Raw genomic sequence first — 13,214 nt, forward strand, 5'->3', positions numbered from 1 at the left:
CCACTGCGCGGCCGGATTTGGTGAACGGCATAAGCTGGTTGGACCAGGGCGGCGTGGACTGTAAAGGGGAGGGAACGGATGGGGACTTTCCGGTACGACGTCGAGATCCTGCACTTGCTGGTGTCCCCCGCACACGCCTATTTCGGGAGGGCCCGGGACGGTGCCGCGGACGTTCCCACCAGTGATGCGGCCGAGGCTGAAGTGGTGGCCGGGAAGGGCATCGTGGGCGACCGGTTTTTTGGCAAGGCCGCACACATGGACGCCGCGGTGACCTTGTTCGCCGTCGAATCCCTCGAGGCCATCGCCGCCGAGCTGGGTACGCAACCCTTCGATCCGCTGCTCACCCGCCGCAACGTGGTGCTCCGCGGAGCCGAGCTGGCGCCGCTGCTGGGGCAGGATTTCGCGCTGGAGTCGGGCGGGGACCTGGTGGAGTTCCACGGCGGCCGGCACGCGCAGCCCTGCGCGTGGATGAATGAAATGCTCGCCCCCGGTGCACACGCCGCCATGCGCGGCCGCGGCGGCATCCGCTGCCGGGCTGTGTCCGGCGGTTTCCTGCACCGCGGTCCTGCCGTGCTGGTCAGCCCTGTACCGCTGGATCCGGGGAAGGCCCGGGAGGCGAGGCTGCTGCGGCCGTCGCGGCTGCCCTAGCAGCCCAGCGGTGAGACGCACGACGGCGTCACGCACGGCACGCTTTCAACCCATCTGGGGCGGCGGTGCCCCGGAAACCCGGGACACCGCCGTCGTGCTGTGCCTGAAAAGCTGTCCGGCGTGACGCGGGCGCCGAGTCAGCCGGCCTTCTGCCCCTCGAGGTCCTCGAGCGACTTGCCCTTCGTGTCTGAGGACATCAGCGTGGCCACCGCGGACACCAGGCAGATCCCAAGCGTGGTCAGGCCGATGGTGAGCGGCACGTTGGTGGAACCGGGAGGGGCGAGCGCGGTGAAGATGCTCGGGAAGAACGAGGCAATCATGAGCCCGATGTTCTGCGAGACGGCGAAGCCGGTGACCCGGATCCGCATGGGGAACTGCTCCTGGAAGAACGTGGCGAAAGTGGCGTTCCACATCTGGAAGAAGATGCCCTGCACGATCACGACGCACACGAAGACCAGCGGCAGGCTCCCCTGCTGGATCGCCCACAGGTACCCGGTGACCAGCACACCGCCAATGACCCCGCCGGCGGCCATGAGCATCCGCCGGCCGATCTTGTCCGACAACGCCCCGAAAAACGGGATGGTGATGACGGCAGCGATGTTCGCCCCCAGGGTCACCCAGAGGAATTCGCTGCTGGAGAATCCGTTGCCGTAGCCCTTCTGGGTGGCGTAGGAGACGCCGAAGATCAGCGTGGCCATGCCGATCACGTTGGTGAACGTCATCGCGACGCAGCGGACCAGGACGCCGGGGCGGGTGCGGAGGAGTTCGACGAGCGGGAAGCGCTGCTTGGCCGGGGCCGTTCCGGACTGCGCGGCGTAGGCGGGGGGTTCGGTCACGCGGCGGCGGATCAGGTATCCGGCCAGGATGACGACGGCGCTGAGCAGGAACGGGATGCGCCAGCCCCAGGAGCTGAACTGGTCCGCCGGGAGAAGGGCGGCGAGCGGGAGGAGGACGGCGGTGGCCAGGATCGAGCCTACCTGCGTGCCCTGGAGGCTGAAGCTGGCGAAGAAGCCGCGCTGGGCGTCCGGTGAATGTTCCACGATCATGGCGCTGGCACCGCCCAGCTCGCCGGCAACCGCGAAGCCCTGGATGAGCCGGAGGATCACCAGCAGCGCGGGCGCGAGGAGTCCCACCTGCCCGTACGTGGGGAGGAGGCCTACAGCGAACGTCGCGAAGCCCATGAGCAGCATCGCGAACACAAGCACCTTCTTGCGGCCGTGGCGGTCACCGTACGCGCCGAGAACCACGGCGCCGATGGGCCGCGAGACATAGCCGACGGCATACGTGGCCAGGGAGGCGATGATGGCCACGGTCGGGTTCCCGGACGGGAAGAAGATGGCAGGAAAGACCAGGGTTGCCGCCAGTGAATACAGCGCAAAGTCGTAGTACTCCAGGGCGCTCCCGATCCAGCCGCTCATCGCGGCCTTCCTGGGGTCCCGGACGCCGGTTCCAGCACCTTGGCTGGTGAGTGGCTCGCGGGTTGGGGTGGTGCTCATGTGCTTGTCCTTCGTCTTCATTGAAAAGGAACCGGAACCGCTGGTCGTCAGCAGCGTTCAGGGTTTGGTGTGCTGCGCCGCAGAAGCCGGAACGGGGCTGGAGCGGCAGCTCTTGAATCGATTCATCAAATATAGAAGGTGACGCGGATAACGTCAATGGCAAGCGCTATCCCAAAGGGTCCGGGCGTCCGGCCCCGAGTCCGGGCTACCGGCTGGCGTGGTACGCGGCAGCCATATCCTGCTTGGCATGCCCCTGGGCGGCCACCCGGTCAAGCCGGGCGGCAGCGGCCTCGGCTCCATCGAGTTTCAGCCCCTCGGCTGCTGCGGCAGAGACAATGAGGTGCGCGTCCTTGCGGGCAGTGTCCACGGCGAATGAGGCTGGCTCCAGCCCATCGTCCAGGATGAGGCCCATCTTGGTGCGCAGGTAAGGCAGGTCCAGCGGGCCGCCGTCGAGCACGTCAAGGAACTGTTGGGGATCGACGCCCAGCGCCTGGGCAAGCGAAACCACCTCCCCTGCGGCGTTGGAGGCGGCAATGACCCAACTGTTGACCACCAGTTTGAGCCGCGCCGCCGAACCCTTGGCCGGGTCATCGCCCGTCCAGATGGTGCGGGAGCCAACGGCATCCAAAACCGGCGCCACGCGGGGGCGCACGTCCTCGGCGCCGGCGGCCAGGACCAGGAGCGCGCCGGCTTCGGCGGGCGCACGGGTACCGGAGACGGGTGCTTCCACCAGGTCCAGGCCGAGCTCAGCGGCCATGGCGGCGATCGCGGGAACGTCCTGCACCCCCATGGTGGTGGACTGGATCCAGGCCGTGCCCGGGCGGATGCCGGGCGCTGCCTGGCGCATGACCTGCGCCACCGCGGCGGCGTCGTAGAGCATGGTGAGGATAACGTCGGCGGCCTCCACCGCGGCGGCAGGGGTGGGCGCCCGCAAAGCACCTTCGGCGGCGAGCGGCTCAGTCTTGGCAGCGTCCCGGTTCCACACAGACACTTGGTGGCCGGCCCGAAGGAGGTTGCGCGCCATGGCCGCGCCCATGATTCCCGTCCCCAGAACCGCCACGCTCACAGTGGTATCCATGCTGTTGTTCTCCTGACCCGGCTGTTCTCAGTGCAGACGAACGGCAGGTACCCAGGACGGGCGGAGTCCAAACGCCATGGGGCAGGTCAACCGCCGGGTATGGGGAAGGAGGTGCGGCACGGAAGTCAGTTAAGGCGCCGGGCGCCCCGGGAGGCGGCTACCAGGCCTGGTGCTCCCGGGTGAGGCCGAAGGGAACAGTCTCGCTGAGGGCAACGGTGAATTTGTCCACGCCGTGCCGGGTGACGAGGATGCCGTGGCGCTTACCGGTGAGTGCATGGGCCTTGGCGGCGGCGACGGCGGCGTCGAGTTCGCTGTCCATGCTCTGGCGGTCGGACACGGTCAGGGTCAGGGGGAAGTTCATGTGATGGTGCCTTATGTCTTTCGCGGGGTTGGGTGGTCGTACGACGCCTTGCGCTCCCCCTGGCTGCATAGGCGGTGGGCACCTACGTGCCTCGCTTCATGGTGCCTGAGCAATTAAGTGCCAGCAACTTTAGATAAATGCCGCAGGTCAGGCGCGCGGAGCCCCCGGTTTGTCCTGACAATTATTGGCGGAGATGCGCCGTGAATTAGAGTTGAACAGGACTGTAACCCGAAATTCAGGGCCTCCGGTCCCCACGAGACCCGCTTCGGGGCATTGACCCGAGCCATTTTGCGCCGCCGCTGACTGTGCAACGACCTGACAAGGAACCCGCCATTTCCACCGACGCTCTCTTCGGCAACCTCACCCGGATCCGCGACGTCATCCTTCCCGCCAGGGTGCGGGCGGCGCTGAACAGCGGACGCGGACTGCTCGGCGGCTTCATCGTGGTGCACCTGGTCTTCCTCGTGTTTGGCGCATCCTTGTCCCTGCGCGGCGAGGCCTTCAGCGATACCTTCATCTACCGCGAATGGGCCATGGCCGGCTTCAACGACGCCAACCTCTCCGGCGGCCCCAGCCCCTGGGTCTACCCCATCCTGGCCTTGATCCCCATGGCTATCGCGGGCGTGGCAGGGCCGGGTCCCTTCTTCTTCCTCTGGGTCCTCATGACCACGCTCCTTAACGGCTGGGCGCTCCTGAAACTCACTGAGCGGGGGCGCAACACCAACGCCATCCCGGCCGGCTGGTGGTGGCTGGCATTCACCTTCCTGATGGGCTGGCTGGGATTCGCCCGCGTGGACGGCCTCACCGCCCCGCTGGTCCTGGTAGCCCTGGCGTACGGCGTCCAGCGCCCGTTCGTGGCCTCGGTCCTGCTGGCAGTCGGCACCTGGGCGAAAGTATGGCCGGCGGCCATCATGCTTGCCCTCTTCGCCGTCGTAAAGAACCGCCTGCTGGTGGTGCTGGCAGGAATCGCGACGACGGCGGGCGTCGTGGCGCTGGCGGCAGCCCTGGGCAGTGTCCCCAAGCTCCTGAACTTCCTCACGCAGCAGGGCGACCGCGGCATGCAGCTCGAGGCCACCTTCACCACCCCTTGGCTCTGGTTGTCCGTACTGAATGTGGGCGGCTCCCGGATGTACATGAACACGGACATCAACTCCATGCAGGTGGACGGCCCCGGCACCGCGGTCATGTCCGTTTTGATGCAGCCGCTCCTGGTCCTCGCCGCCCTGCTGGTGGCCGGGCTGACGTTCTGGGCCCTGCACAACGGCAAGCAGAACAAGGTGGCCGGCGGCGTTGACCGCACCGAGCTGCTCCTGGCCGGGGCCCTGACGCTGGCCACGGCCTTCGTGGTGTTCAACAAGGTGGGCTCACCCCAGTTCATGGTGTGGCTGGGCCCCGCAGTCGCCGTCGGCCTGGCACACAGCTGGCGCGAATGGCGCGTCCCGGCACTCATGCTGATCGCCATCGCCGTGGCAACCTACTTCATCTACCCCCTTTTCTACGACGCCCTCAGCCACAACAACCCGTGGATGGCGCTGGTGCTGACCATCCGCAACGTGCTGCTGGTGGTTCTGTTCCTGTGGAGCGTCCGGCGCCTCTACTCCCTGGGCATGAAGACCGCAGCACCTGCCCCCGCGCTCAAGGAGACCTGAGATTTCCACGAGGTTCTTTGACCGCCTGGTGACGGTCCGCAGCAAGGTCCTCCCGGCCACGGTGGTGGATTGGTTCGCCCGCCCGTCCAGCGTCTGGTGGGGCTTCGCCGTCGTGCACGTGTATTTCCTGGGCTGGATGGCGTCCTTCTTCCTGAACGGCAACACGTTCAGCGACACCGAGCAGTACCGGCAGTGGGCCACGGACGGCTACAACCCCGTGGACCTGACCGGCAAGATCAGCCCCTGGGTCTACCCGGTGCTGGCGCAGATCCCCATCTTCCTGGCAAACATCGCCGGACCGGGACCCTACCTGCTGGTCTGGTTCCTGATCATCACGGCGCTGAACGCCGTCGGCCTGCTCTACCTCACCCGAGGACCACGGAAGGTTAAGGGCGTCGCTCCGGCCTGGTGGTGGCTGTTCTTCACCGTCTTCATGGGCTACTTGAGCTTCGCCCGGGTGGAGGGCATCACCGCACCGATCGTCCTGATCGCGCTGCTCTACGCGGCCGAACGGCCCGTGGTGGCGGGGGTCCTGCTCAGCATCGCCACCTGGATCAAGGTGTGGCCGGCGGCGGTCCTGGTTCCCATCGTCATCGCCAGCCACAAGCGCCTCCAGGTGGTCCTCGCCGGCGCCGCCGTCACCGCGGCCGTCGGTCTGGGCACCTGGCTGACCGGCGGCCTGCCGCACATCATGGACTTCCTCCTCAACCAGGGCGAACGCGGCATGCAGCTGGAGGCCACGTTCTCCACACCCTGGGTCTGGCTGAGCGTCTTCCACATCGCCGGCTCCAAAATGGCGGACAACACGGCCATCAACTCCACTGAGGTGTACGGCCCGGGCGCCAGTACCGCGGCGTTCCTGATGCAGCCGCTGCTGGTGCTGGCAGCGGTCACGGCCGCCATCCTGCTGGTGCGTGCCATGCGCCGCGGCGCGGAGCGGGAGGAGCTGTTCCTCGAGGGTTCGCTGATGATGGTCACCGCGTTCATCGTGTTCAACAAGGTGGGCTCCCCGCAGTTCATCATTTGGCTGGCGCCGGTGATCATCGCGGGCCTCACCCACGACTGGGAGCGCTGGAAGGTACCGGCAGCGCTGCTGATGGGCATCGCCATGACCACGTTCGTGATCTACCCGCTGTTCTACACGCCGCTGATCCACGCCCACCCGGTCATGGCGGCCATCCTGACCACCCGCAACGTGCTCCTGGTGGTTCTGCTGTGGTGGTCGGTGAAGCGCACCGCAGAACTGGGCCGGAAGACCGCAGCGCAGGTACCGGCAGGAGCCTAGGGGGCTTCGGAGCGGTCGACGGCGGCGTGGGCTTCAGCCCGGCGCGCAGCCCGGCGTTCAACCGCCCACGCCCAAGCACGCCGCGCCACATCGAGCGGCCTGCCTTCGATGAGAAGTTTCCGTGTGTGCACATCAAGGACCAGCAGGTAGAACGTGAACGCCAGGGCCGTGAAGAATGCCAGGGATGAGGCGTCGATGGGCAGTTCCACGAAGGACCAGACCGAGAGCTGGTCCTGGGCGCCGAACACCACGAAGAACGTCACGCCCACATACAGTGAGCGGATCTGCCAGTCGTCCCGGATGCCGGTGACGGCCAGGAACGGCAGGAACCACAGGATGTACCAGGGCTGGATGATGGGCGAAAGCATTACGACGGCGGTGAACGCCAGGGCCATCCGGCGCACCGCCCGCGAGTAGTCGCCGCGGAACATCAGCAGCAGGACCAGCCCGATGGCCGCCCACTTCATGCCGGTCCGCAGGAGGGTGGCCAGGGTCCCGCCGGGCAGGCCCAGCGCGTTGGCCAGCATCTCCACCTGCTGGCCCAGGAACCCGGACGGGGAATAGCCCGTGTAGCCCGGGGTGGGGTCCATGATGGCCCAGGTCCAGCCGACGCCCAGGTTGAACGGGATGCCGCTGAGGGCCAGGACGCCAAAGCTGATGCCCGCCGTCGCAGCCCACATCAGGAACTTGCGCGGCCAGGTGGCGCCCGGGCCGGCCCACATGAGGCCGATGAACGGCAGCAGCAGCACGGTGATGGGCTTGATTCCGATGGAGGCGGTGACCAGGAGGATGCCCAGCAGGTAGCGCCGGGTCGCGGCCAGGTACACGCCGGCGACGGCAAGCCCCACCATGAGGGCGTCATTGTGGGCGCTGGCGATGAAGCTGATGAGGAAGAGCGGGTTGGCCACGGAAACCCAGAGCGCGCGCGCGCCGTTGATGCCGTGCAGCTCGGCGAGCTTGGGCACATAGATCACGCAGAGCAGCACGCCGACGCCGGCCAGCAGCCGGAAGAGCAGGACCGATGCGTCGGGCTGGGCACCGGTCAGCCCCACCACTCCGCGTGCCAGCCACAGGAAGTAGGGGCCGTACGGTGTCCGGTTTTCCGCCCAGGCGGGGTCGGCGCCCAGGGCGAACCAGTTGTTGAGGGTGGAGATGCCAACCTCGTAGGGGTTTTGGCCCTCCATCACCAGCCGGCCTTGGCCGGTGTAGGCGTAGACATCGCGGGAGAAGACCGGGACGCAGAACAGCAGGGGCAAAGACCAGGCCGAAATGGCGATGACCACTGACCGCAGCGACGACTGCCCCCAGTCCCCCAGCCGTTGGCCCAGCCGCAGCCAGGAGCGCATCAGCAGCATGGCCCCGGCCGTCAACAGCACGGTGGAAACCGCCACGCCCCACCCTTCGGTGCGGAGCGCGATCACCACGGGCTGGCGGATCATGGGCGAGCCGTTGGCGATCCAGCCGGTGCCGATGGACCCTACGAACATCATGAGGGCACCGATGAAACCTTCGATGGTTGCCAGGTAGGCGCGGCCCTTGGCAGGCACGGAGGCGCGGGCCGGTTCGCCCGGCCGGCTGTCCGATGTCCTGAGGTGTGACCCGCCTGCCGTCATGATGTGTGTGGTCCCCTACCTTGTTACGGCCATGGCAGCACCAACTCCAAAGCCGTCCTGCGACCCGGCCATTTTATCAGCCATGCTTACGGCTGCCCCGGGGCGCGGTACGGGCCCACGGCACAGTTTGGCAACGGTGCAGGAAACCTAGCGGGCGCGCAGCAGTGCGAGGAATTCGTCAGCCATGCCGAGTTGTTCCTCAAGTTTGGCGCGGCGCCGCGCCGCTTCTTCGATAAAGCCGTTCAGCTCGTCCCGGATGTCCGCAACATCCTGGCCGGGACCGGCCGCCTCCAGCGCATCAATCACACGAAGGAGCCCTGCCATGGCTTCGAGCGAGAACCCGAGCGGTTTCATCCTGCGGATCAGCAGCAGCCGGGTGAAGTCGCGTTCGGTGTAAAGACGGAACCCGCCTTCGGTGCGGCCCGACGGTTTGAGCAGGCCTACCTCGTCGTAATGGCGGATGGTCCGCAGGGAAAGCTGCGAGCGGTCCGCCAATTCGCCGATGTGCATGGTCGCCACCACTTCTTCAGCGGTCATCTCTTTCACCATTACGTCACCAATCCTGCCCAACCCTCACGTTAGGGTAGTGTTGCCTACGCAGCCGAAAGTCACCGGCGCATTCTTCTCCACCCCCATTGTCTTCCATGGCCGGGCTGGACCCGTGCGCACCGTGGCGCGCAGAACGTTGCACACCGCTCTCCCGAAAGAGCCCAAGTCACCCTGGAGCCGCTCCTTGGCCGTCGCCGACCGCACCCGCCCCATCCGGCAACCCGTCAGCGTCCTGACGGCCCTGCGCTCTCCCCGGCAGCTGTCCCGCGAGGTCCTTGCCGGCATGGTCACCACGCTTGCCCTGGTCCCGGAAGTCATCTCGTTTTCGATCGTGGCCGGGGTGGATCCCATGGTGAGCCTTGTCGCCTCCATCGTGCTTGCCTTGGCGATGTCCATCCTGGGCGGACGGCCCGGCGTGGTGACGGCCGCCGCCGGCTCCGTCGCGCTGGTGGTCGCCCCGCTGGTGCACCAGCACGGCGCGGAGTATGTGCTGCCCGCGGTGCTCCTGGCGGGCGTGATCCAGGTGGTCTTCGGGCTGGCGGGGCTGGCCCGGCTGATGCGGTTCATCCCCCGGTCGGTGATGATCGGGTTCGTCAACGCTTTGGGTGTGCTGATCTTCATGGCGCAGGTGCCGCATGTCATCGATGTCCCCTGGCTCGCCTACGTCCTGTTCGCCCTGACCTTCGCGATCATCTTCATCCTTCCCCGGTTCACCAAGGTGGTGCCGTCGCCCCTGGTGGCCATCGTCGTCGTCACGGCGATTGTCATCATCGCCGGCCTCACGGTGCCGAACGTCGCGGATGAGGGCCCGCTCACGGGCAAACTACCCGGCATCACGCCTTTCCTGTTCCCCGTGACGCTGGAGACCTTCCAGCTGGTGCTGCCCACCGCACTCAGCGTGGCGTTCGTCGGCCTGATGGAAACGCTCCTCACCGCGAAACTCGTCGACGACATGACCGACACTCCGTCCCACAAGGGCCGCGAGTCCTGGGCCCTGGGCGTCTCCAACATCCTGGCAGGCCTCTACGGTGGCATCGCCGGCTGCGCCATGATCGGCCAGACCGTCCTCAACGTGAAGACCGGGCAGGCCCGCACCCGGATATCCACGTTCGTGGCCGGGCTGTTCCTGCTGGCCCTGGTCACCGGGCTCAGTTCGATCATGGGGCAGATTCCCATGGTTGCCCTGGCCGCGGTGATGATGGTGGTTGCGGTCACCACGGTCGACTGGCACAGCCTCAAACCGTCCACGCTGAAGCGGATGCCCGTTCCCGAGACCATGGTCATGGGCGTTACGGTGGCGGTCGTGGTCCTCACCGGGAACCTCGCCTACGGCGTGTTGGTGGGTGTCGTCCTGGCAATGGTGCTGTTCGCGCGCCGGGTGGCCCACGTCATCACCGTTGAGCGGCACCTTGCGGAAGATGGCGAACACGTCCGGTATGAGGTGGTGGGGCCGCTGTTCTTCGGCAGCAGCAATGACCTGGTGGAGCAGTTCGCGTACGCAGACGATCCGGCCGCAGTGGCCATCGACCTCAGCCGTGCGCAGATCTGGGATGCATCAACGGTGGCGGCCCTGGACTCGATCGAAACAAAATACGCGGATCACGGTGCAACGGTGGCGATCGAAGGCCTGGACGAGCGCAGCACTGGGTTCCACCGCCGCCTCACGGGGCACTTGGGCGCCTGACCAGCCCGGTCCTGCCTGTGGCATGGCTTTCTGGGTCTACCCTGAGCCATGAGCCTCCAACAGAAGACCTGGCACGAGAAACACAAAGCCTCCCTGAGCAAGGGACAGCGGGCCGCTGACATCATGCGCAACGGGATGGGAAGCTGGCCCTTCGTAGCGAGCTTCATCGGCTTCATGCTCATCTGGGCCGCCATCAATACCGTGGCACTGGCCGCCAACGCCTGGGACCCGTACCCCTACATCCTGCTGAACCTCTTGCTTTCCATGCTCGCCGGACTGCAGGGCGCCATTTTGCTCATCGCCGCCAAGCGGCAGGACGCCATTGCCGCAGCCATGGCCCAACACGACTACGACACCAATGTCGAGGCGAAAAAGGAGATCGAGCTGCTGATCTCCATGAACCGGGTCCAGCTGGAAATCCTGCAGGAACTGAAGAAGGCAGCTGCCCGATAGGCCGGTGCCCTACTGGGCGGCGTCGTATCCTGCCAGCAGGCGCCGGGATGCTGTCTGCATGTGCGAGCGCATGGTGGCGGTCACGGCCACGGCATCCCGGGCAGCCAGCGCCTCATAGATCTTGGCGTGTTCCTTCAGAGCGGCAGCAGCATGCCCTTCGTCGGTCAGGGCACGGTCCACCCAGATCCGCAGCAGAGAGCGGATGCTTTGCAGGAGTTCCTGGAGGACCTGGTTTCCTGACGCCCCGGCGATCTCGCGGTGGAAGGCTGCGTCCGCCTCGACGAAGGCGCCGAGGTCATCCAGGGTGCGGGCCATGGTGTCCAGATTGTCGCGCATCCGTCCCAGCGCCTCATCGGTGATGCGTTCCGCGGCCAGCTGTGCAGCCTGCACTTCCAGCCCGCTGCGCAGTTCCACGAGTTCGCGGGTGCGCGGGGCGCCCAGCATCAAGCCCCAGCTCAGGGTGCGGGGCAGAAGCTCCGAGACGCCGTCGCGAAGGTAGGTTCCGGACCCGGGCCGGACCACCACGATGCCCAGGATTTCCAGTGCAGCGAGGGCCTCCCGCACCGCTGACCGGCCCACGCCAAGGGAGGCGGCCAGCGTGCGCTCTGCAGGGAGCCTGGTGCCCGGCGCGATATCGCCGCTCGTGAAGAAGGCCAGCAGGCGCTCGGCCACTTCCGACACCACTGATCCCTGCCCCAGAGACCCCAGGGCGGCACTGATCTTGGCCGTCGAGGCGGCGGATTCTACGGACACCACCCAAGCGTAACAACTGGTTGACCATGCCCGGCAGCCGACGCCGCCCGCTTCGGCACCGCCTAACGAAGAAATAAATTAGTCAACCGGTTGACCAATTCTAATTTCGATTCTATGGTGGAACTCACAGCTTCACGCTCCGCGGCGCCTCCCAGGCCGCGCGTACATGAGAGAACCCCACGCCTCCAGTGACGGACGCGGCCGGGGCACCAACATCTAGGAGTCAATGTGGACACCACACAATCGGTGGTCGAAAAATCCGCAATCAGGAAGGTGGCGATCCGGCTTGTCCCGTTCGTCGCGCTGATGTTCTTCATCAACTACCTCGACCGCACCGCCATCTCTTTCGCCGGCCCCAACGGCATGAACACGGACCTGGCGCTGAATGCCGCCCAGTTCGGCTTCGCCTCGGGCGTCTTCTTCATCGGCTACATCCTGCTCGAGATCCCCTCCAACCTGGCGCTCCACAAATTCGGCGCCCGCCGCTGGCTGGCCCGCATCATGGTCAGCTGGGGTATCGTCTCGCTGCTGTTCACCTGGGTGGCCAACGTTGAACAGCTCTACATCCTGCGCTTCATCCTCGGCGTTGCCGAGGCAGGCTTCTTCCCCGGCGCCATCCTCTTCCTGAGCCTCTGGGTTCCCGCACGGCACCGCAGCAAGATCCTGGCCCTGTTCTACCTGGCCCAGCCGCTGACCACCGTGATCGGTGCCCCGCTGGCAGGCCTCCTGATCCAGCAGCACGGCCTCTTCGGCCTCGAAGGCTGGCGCGTCATGTTCCTTGGCGTGGCCATTCCCGCCATCCTCATCGGCATCATTTCCTGGTTCTACCTCGCCGATTCCCCCGCCAAAGCCAAGTGGCTCTCCGCCGAGGAAAAGACCTGGCTGACAGGCGCCCTGGAAAAGGAAAAGAACGAAACGGCCGCGGGGAACAAGCACGTCAGCGTCCGCACAGTGTTCGGCAACGGCCGCGTCTGGATGCTCTCCCTGATCTACTTCGGATTCATCTACGGCCTCTACGCCCTCGGCTTCTTCCTGCCGACCATCATCTCCGGCTTCGAAGGCATTTACGGCACCAAGTTTGACGTCCTCCAGAAGGGCCTGATCACCGCCATCCCGTACCTGCCGGCAGCCTTTGCCCTCTACTTCTGGTCAAAAGATGCCACCAAGCGCGGCGTCAAGACCTGGCACATCGCGGTCCCGGCCCTGGTGGGTGGCCTGAGCATCCCACTGGCACTGTTCGCTGGATCGCCGGCAGCCACCATCGCCGTCATCACCATCACGGCCATGGCCATCTTCGCGGCGCTGCCCAACTTCTGGACGGTCCCCACCCAGTTCCTCACCGGCGCGGCGGCCGCAGCAGGCATCGCCCTGATCAACACGGTGGGCAACCTGGCGGGCTTCAGCGCCGGCTACATCACCGGCTGGCTCAAGGACTGGACCGGCGACTACACGGTGCCGATGTTCGTGGTGGGCGGCTTCATGCTCCTCTCCGCCGTCCTGATGCTGGCACTGAGCCGCTCCGGCCGCGTCTCGGAGGGTATCCGGGCCGAGGCATTGGATCCGGCAGCCGCCGGGCAGCACGCCGAACCCTAGGACCGCAAGCAAGCCGAACTGACTCGCAGTTGTTGTCGCTGTGGACGGCCAT

General features: G+C 66.3%; 12 protein-coding genes. 6 read left to right on the top strand and 6 right to left on the bottom strand.

Annotated elements, in window-relative coordinates; genetic code table 11:
- Positions 1-78: 78 nt before the first annotated feature.
- Positions 79-648, top strand: a complete 570-nt coding sequence (locus QRN53_RS07395) for an MOSC domain-containing protein (RefSeq protein WP_285243368.1) — start codon at positions 79-81, stop codon at positions 646-648.
- A gap of 137 nt (positions 649-785) precedes the next feature.
- Here QRN53_RS07395 and QRN53_RS07400 read toward each other — a convergent pair whose 3' ends face one another.
- The 3 genes from QRN53_RS07400 to QRN53_RS07410 all read right to left on the bottom strand — a co-directional run bounded on the left by QRN53_RS07400 (position 786) and on the right by QRN53_RS07410 (position 3,583).
- Complete coding sequence (locus tag QRN53_RS07400; protein WP_285243369.1) at positions 786-2,144, bottom strand: MFS transporter; 1,359 nt, start codon at positions 2,142-2,144, stop codon at positions 786-788.
- Positions 2,145-2,349: 205 nt separating this feature from the next.
- On the bottom strand, positions 2,350-3,222 hold the full coding sequence (locus tag QRN53_RS07405; RefSeq protein ID WP_285243370.1) for an NAD(P)-dependent oxidoreductase: 873 nt from the start codon (positions 3,220-3,222) through the stop codon (positions 2,350-2,352).
- A 157-nt stretch (positions 3,223-3,379) separates the two neighbouring features.
- Positions 3,380-3,583, bottom strand: a complete 204-nt coding sequence (locus QRN53_RS07410; protein WP_285243371.1) for a hypothetical protein — start codon at positions 3,581-3,583, stop codon at positions 3,380-3,382.
- Positions 3,584-3,888: 305 nt separating this feature from the next.
- Here QRN53_RS07410 and QRN53_RS07415 point away from each other — a divergent pair, with 305 nt between their 5' ends.
- The gene (locus QRN53_RS07415) at positions 3,889-5,232 is read left to right on the top strand and encodes a glycosyltransferase family 87 protein (RefSeq protein WP_502934828.1); all 1,344 of its coding nucleotides are present in this window, start codon (positions 3,889-3,891) and stop codon (positions 5,230-5,232) included.
- Positions 5,233-5,260: 28 nt separating this feature from the next.
- The gene (locus tag QRN53_RS07420) at positions 5,261-6,517 is read left to right on the top strand and encodes a glycosyltransferase 87 family protein (RefSeq protein ID WP_285243372.1); all 1,257 of its coding nucleotides are present in this window, start codon (positions 5,261-5,263) and stop codon (positions 6,515-6,517) included.
- Here the strand turns inward: QRN53_RS07420 and mptB are convergent.
- Together mptB and QRN53_RS07430 are read right to left on the bottom strand one after the other, a co-directional pair.
- Complete coding sequence (gene mptB / locus QRN53_RS07425) at positions 6,514-8,130, bottom strand: polyprenol phosphomannose-dependent alpha 1,6 mannosyltransferase MptB (protein ID WP_285243373.1); 1,617 nt, start codon at positions 8,128-8,130, stop codon at positions 6,514-6,516. The genes QRN53_RS07420 and mptB overlap by 4 nt on opposite strands.
- 147 nt (positions 8,131-8,277) lie before the next feature.
- Positions 8,278-8,679, bottom strand: coding sequence for a MerR family transcriptional regulator (locus QRN53_RS07430; protein ID WP_285243374.1), 402 nt, complete (start codon positions 8,677-8,679; stop codon positions 8,278-8,280).
- Positions 8,680-8,863: 184 nt separating this feature from the next.
- Between QRN53_RS07430 and QRN53_RS07435 the strand changes: the two genes are divergently transcribed.
- Both QRN53_RS07435 and QRN53_RS07440 read left to right on the top strand, forming a co-directional pair.
- A complete protein-coding gene (locus QRN53_RS07435) occupies positions 8,864-10,363 on the top strand; it encodes a SulP family inorganic anion transporter (RefSeq protein WP_285243375.1) in 1,500 nt (499 codons plus the stop codon).
- Between the two features lie 48 nt (positions 10,364-10,411).
- Positions 10,412-10,816 carry a DUF1003 domain-containing protein gene (locus QRN53_RS07440; RefSeq protein WP_285243376.1) on the top strand — a complete coding sequence of 135 codons (405 nt, stop codon included), beginning with the start codon at positions 10,412-10,414 and terminating at the stop codon, positions 10,814-10,816.
- A 9-nt stretch (positions 10,817-10,825) separates the two neighbouring features.
- On the opposite strand, the gene QRN53_RS07445 is transcribed toward QRN53_RS07440, so the two are convergent.
- Entirely contained in the window at positions 10,826-11,569 is a 744-nt protein-coding gene (locus QRN53_RS07445; protein WP_285243377.1) for a FadR/GntR family transcriptional regulator, read from the bottom strand.
- A gap of 228 nt (positions 11,570-11,797) precedes the next feature.
- Here QRN53_RS07445 and QRN53_RS07450 point away from each other — a divergent pair, with 228 nt between their 5' ends.
- A complete protein-coding gene (locus QRN53_RS07450) occupies positions 11,798-13,162 on the top strand; it encodes an MFS transporter (protein WP_285243378.1) in 1,365 nt (454 codons plus the stop codon).
- The last annotated feature ends 52 nt before the right edge of the window (positions 13,163-13,214 follow it).

The sequence above is a fragment of the Pseudarthrobacter sp. fls2-241-R2A-127 genome (genome assembly GCF_030209355.1).
GTDB lineage: Bacteria > Actinomycetota > Actinomycetes > Actinomycetales > Micrococcaceae > Arthrobacter.

What these genes read in the sequence shown, in the direction of transcription:
- QRN53_RS07395 (WP_285243368.1), top strand. Translation starts at nt 79, where the DNA reads ATGGGGACTTTCCGGTACGACGTCGAGATCCTGCACTTGCTGGTGTCC.
- QRN53_RS07400 (WP_285243369.1), bottom strand. Translation starts at nt 2,144, where the DNA reads ATGAGCACCACCCCAACCCGCGAGCCACTCACCAGCCAAGGTGCTGGA.
- QRN53_RS07405 (WP_285243370.1), bottom strand. Translation starts at nt 3,222, where the DNA reads ATGGATACCACTGTGAGCGTGGCGGTTCTGGGGACGGGAATCATGGGC.
- QRN53_RS07410 (WP_285243371.1), bottom strand. Translation starts at nt 3,583, where the DNA reads ATGAACTTCCCCCTGACCCTGACCGTGTCCGACCGCCAGAGCATGGAC.
- mptB (WP_285243373.1), bottom strand. Translation starts at nt 8,130, where the DNA reads ATGACGGCAGGCGGGTCACACCTCAGGACATCGGACAGCCGGCCGGGC.
- QRN53_RS07430 (WP_285243374.1), bottom strand. Translation starts at nt 8,679, where the DNA reads ATGGTGAAAGAGATGACCGCTGAAGAAGTGGTGGCGACCATGCACATC.
- QRN53_RS07440 (WP_285243376.1), top strand. Translation starts at nt 10,412, where the DNA reads ATGAGCCTCCAACAGAAGACCTGGCACGAGAAACACAAAGCCTCCCTG.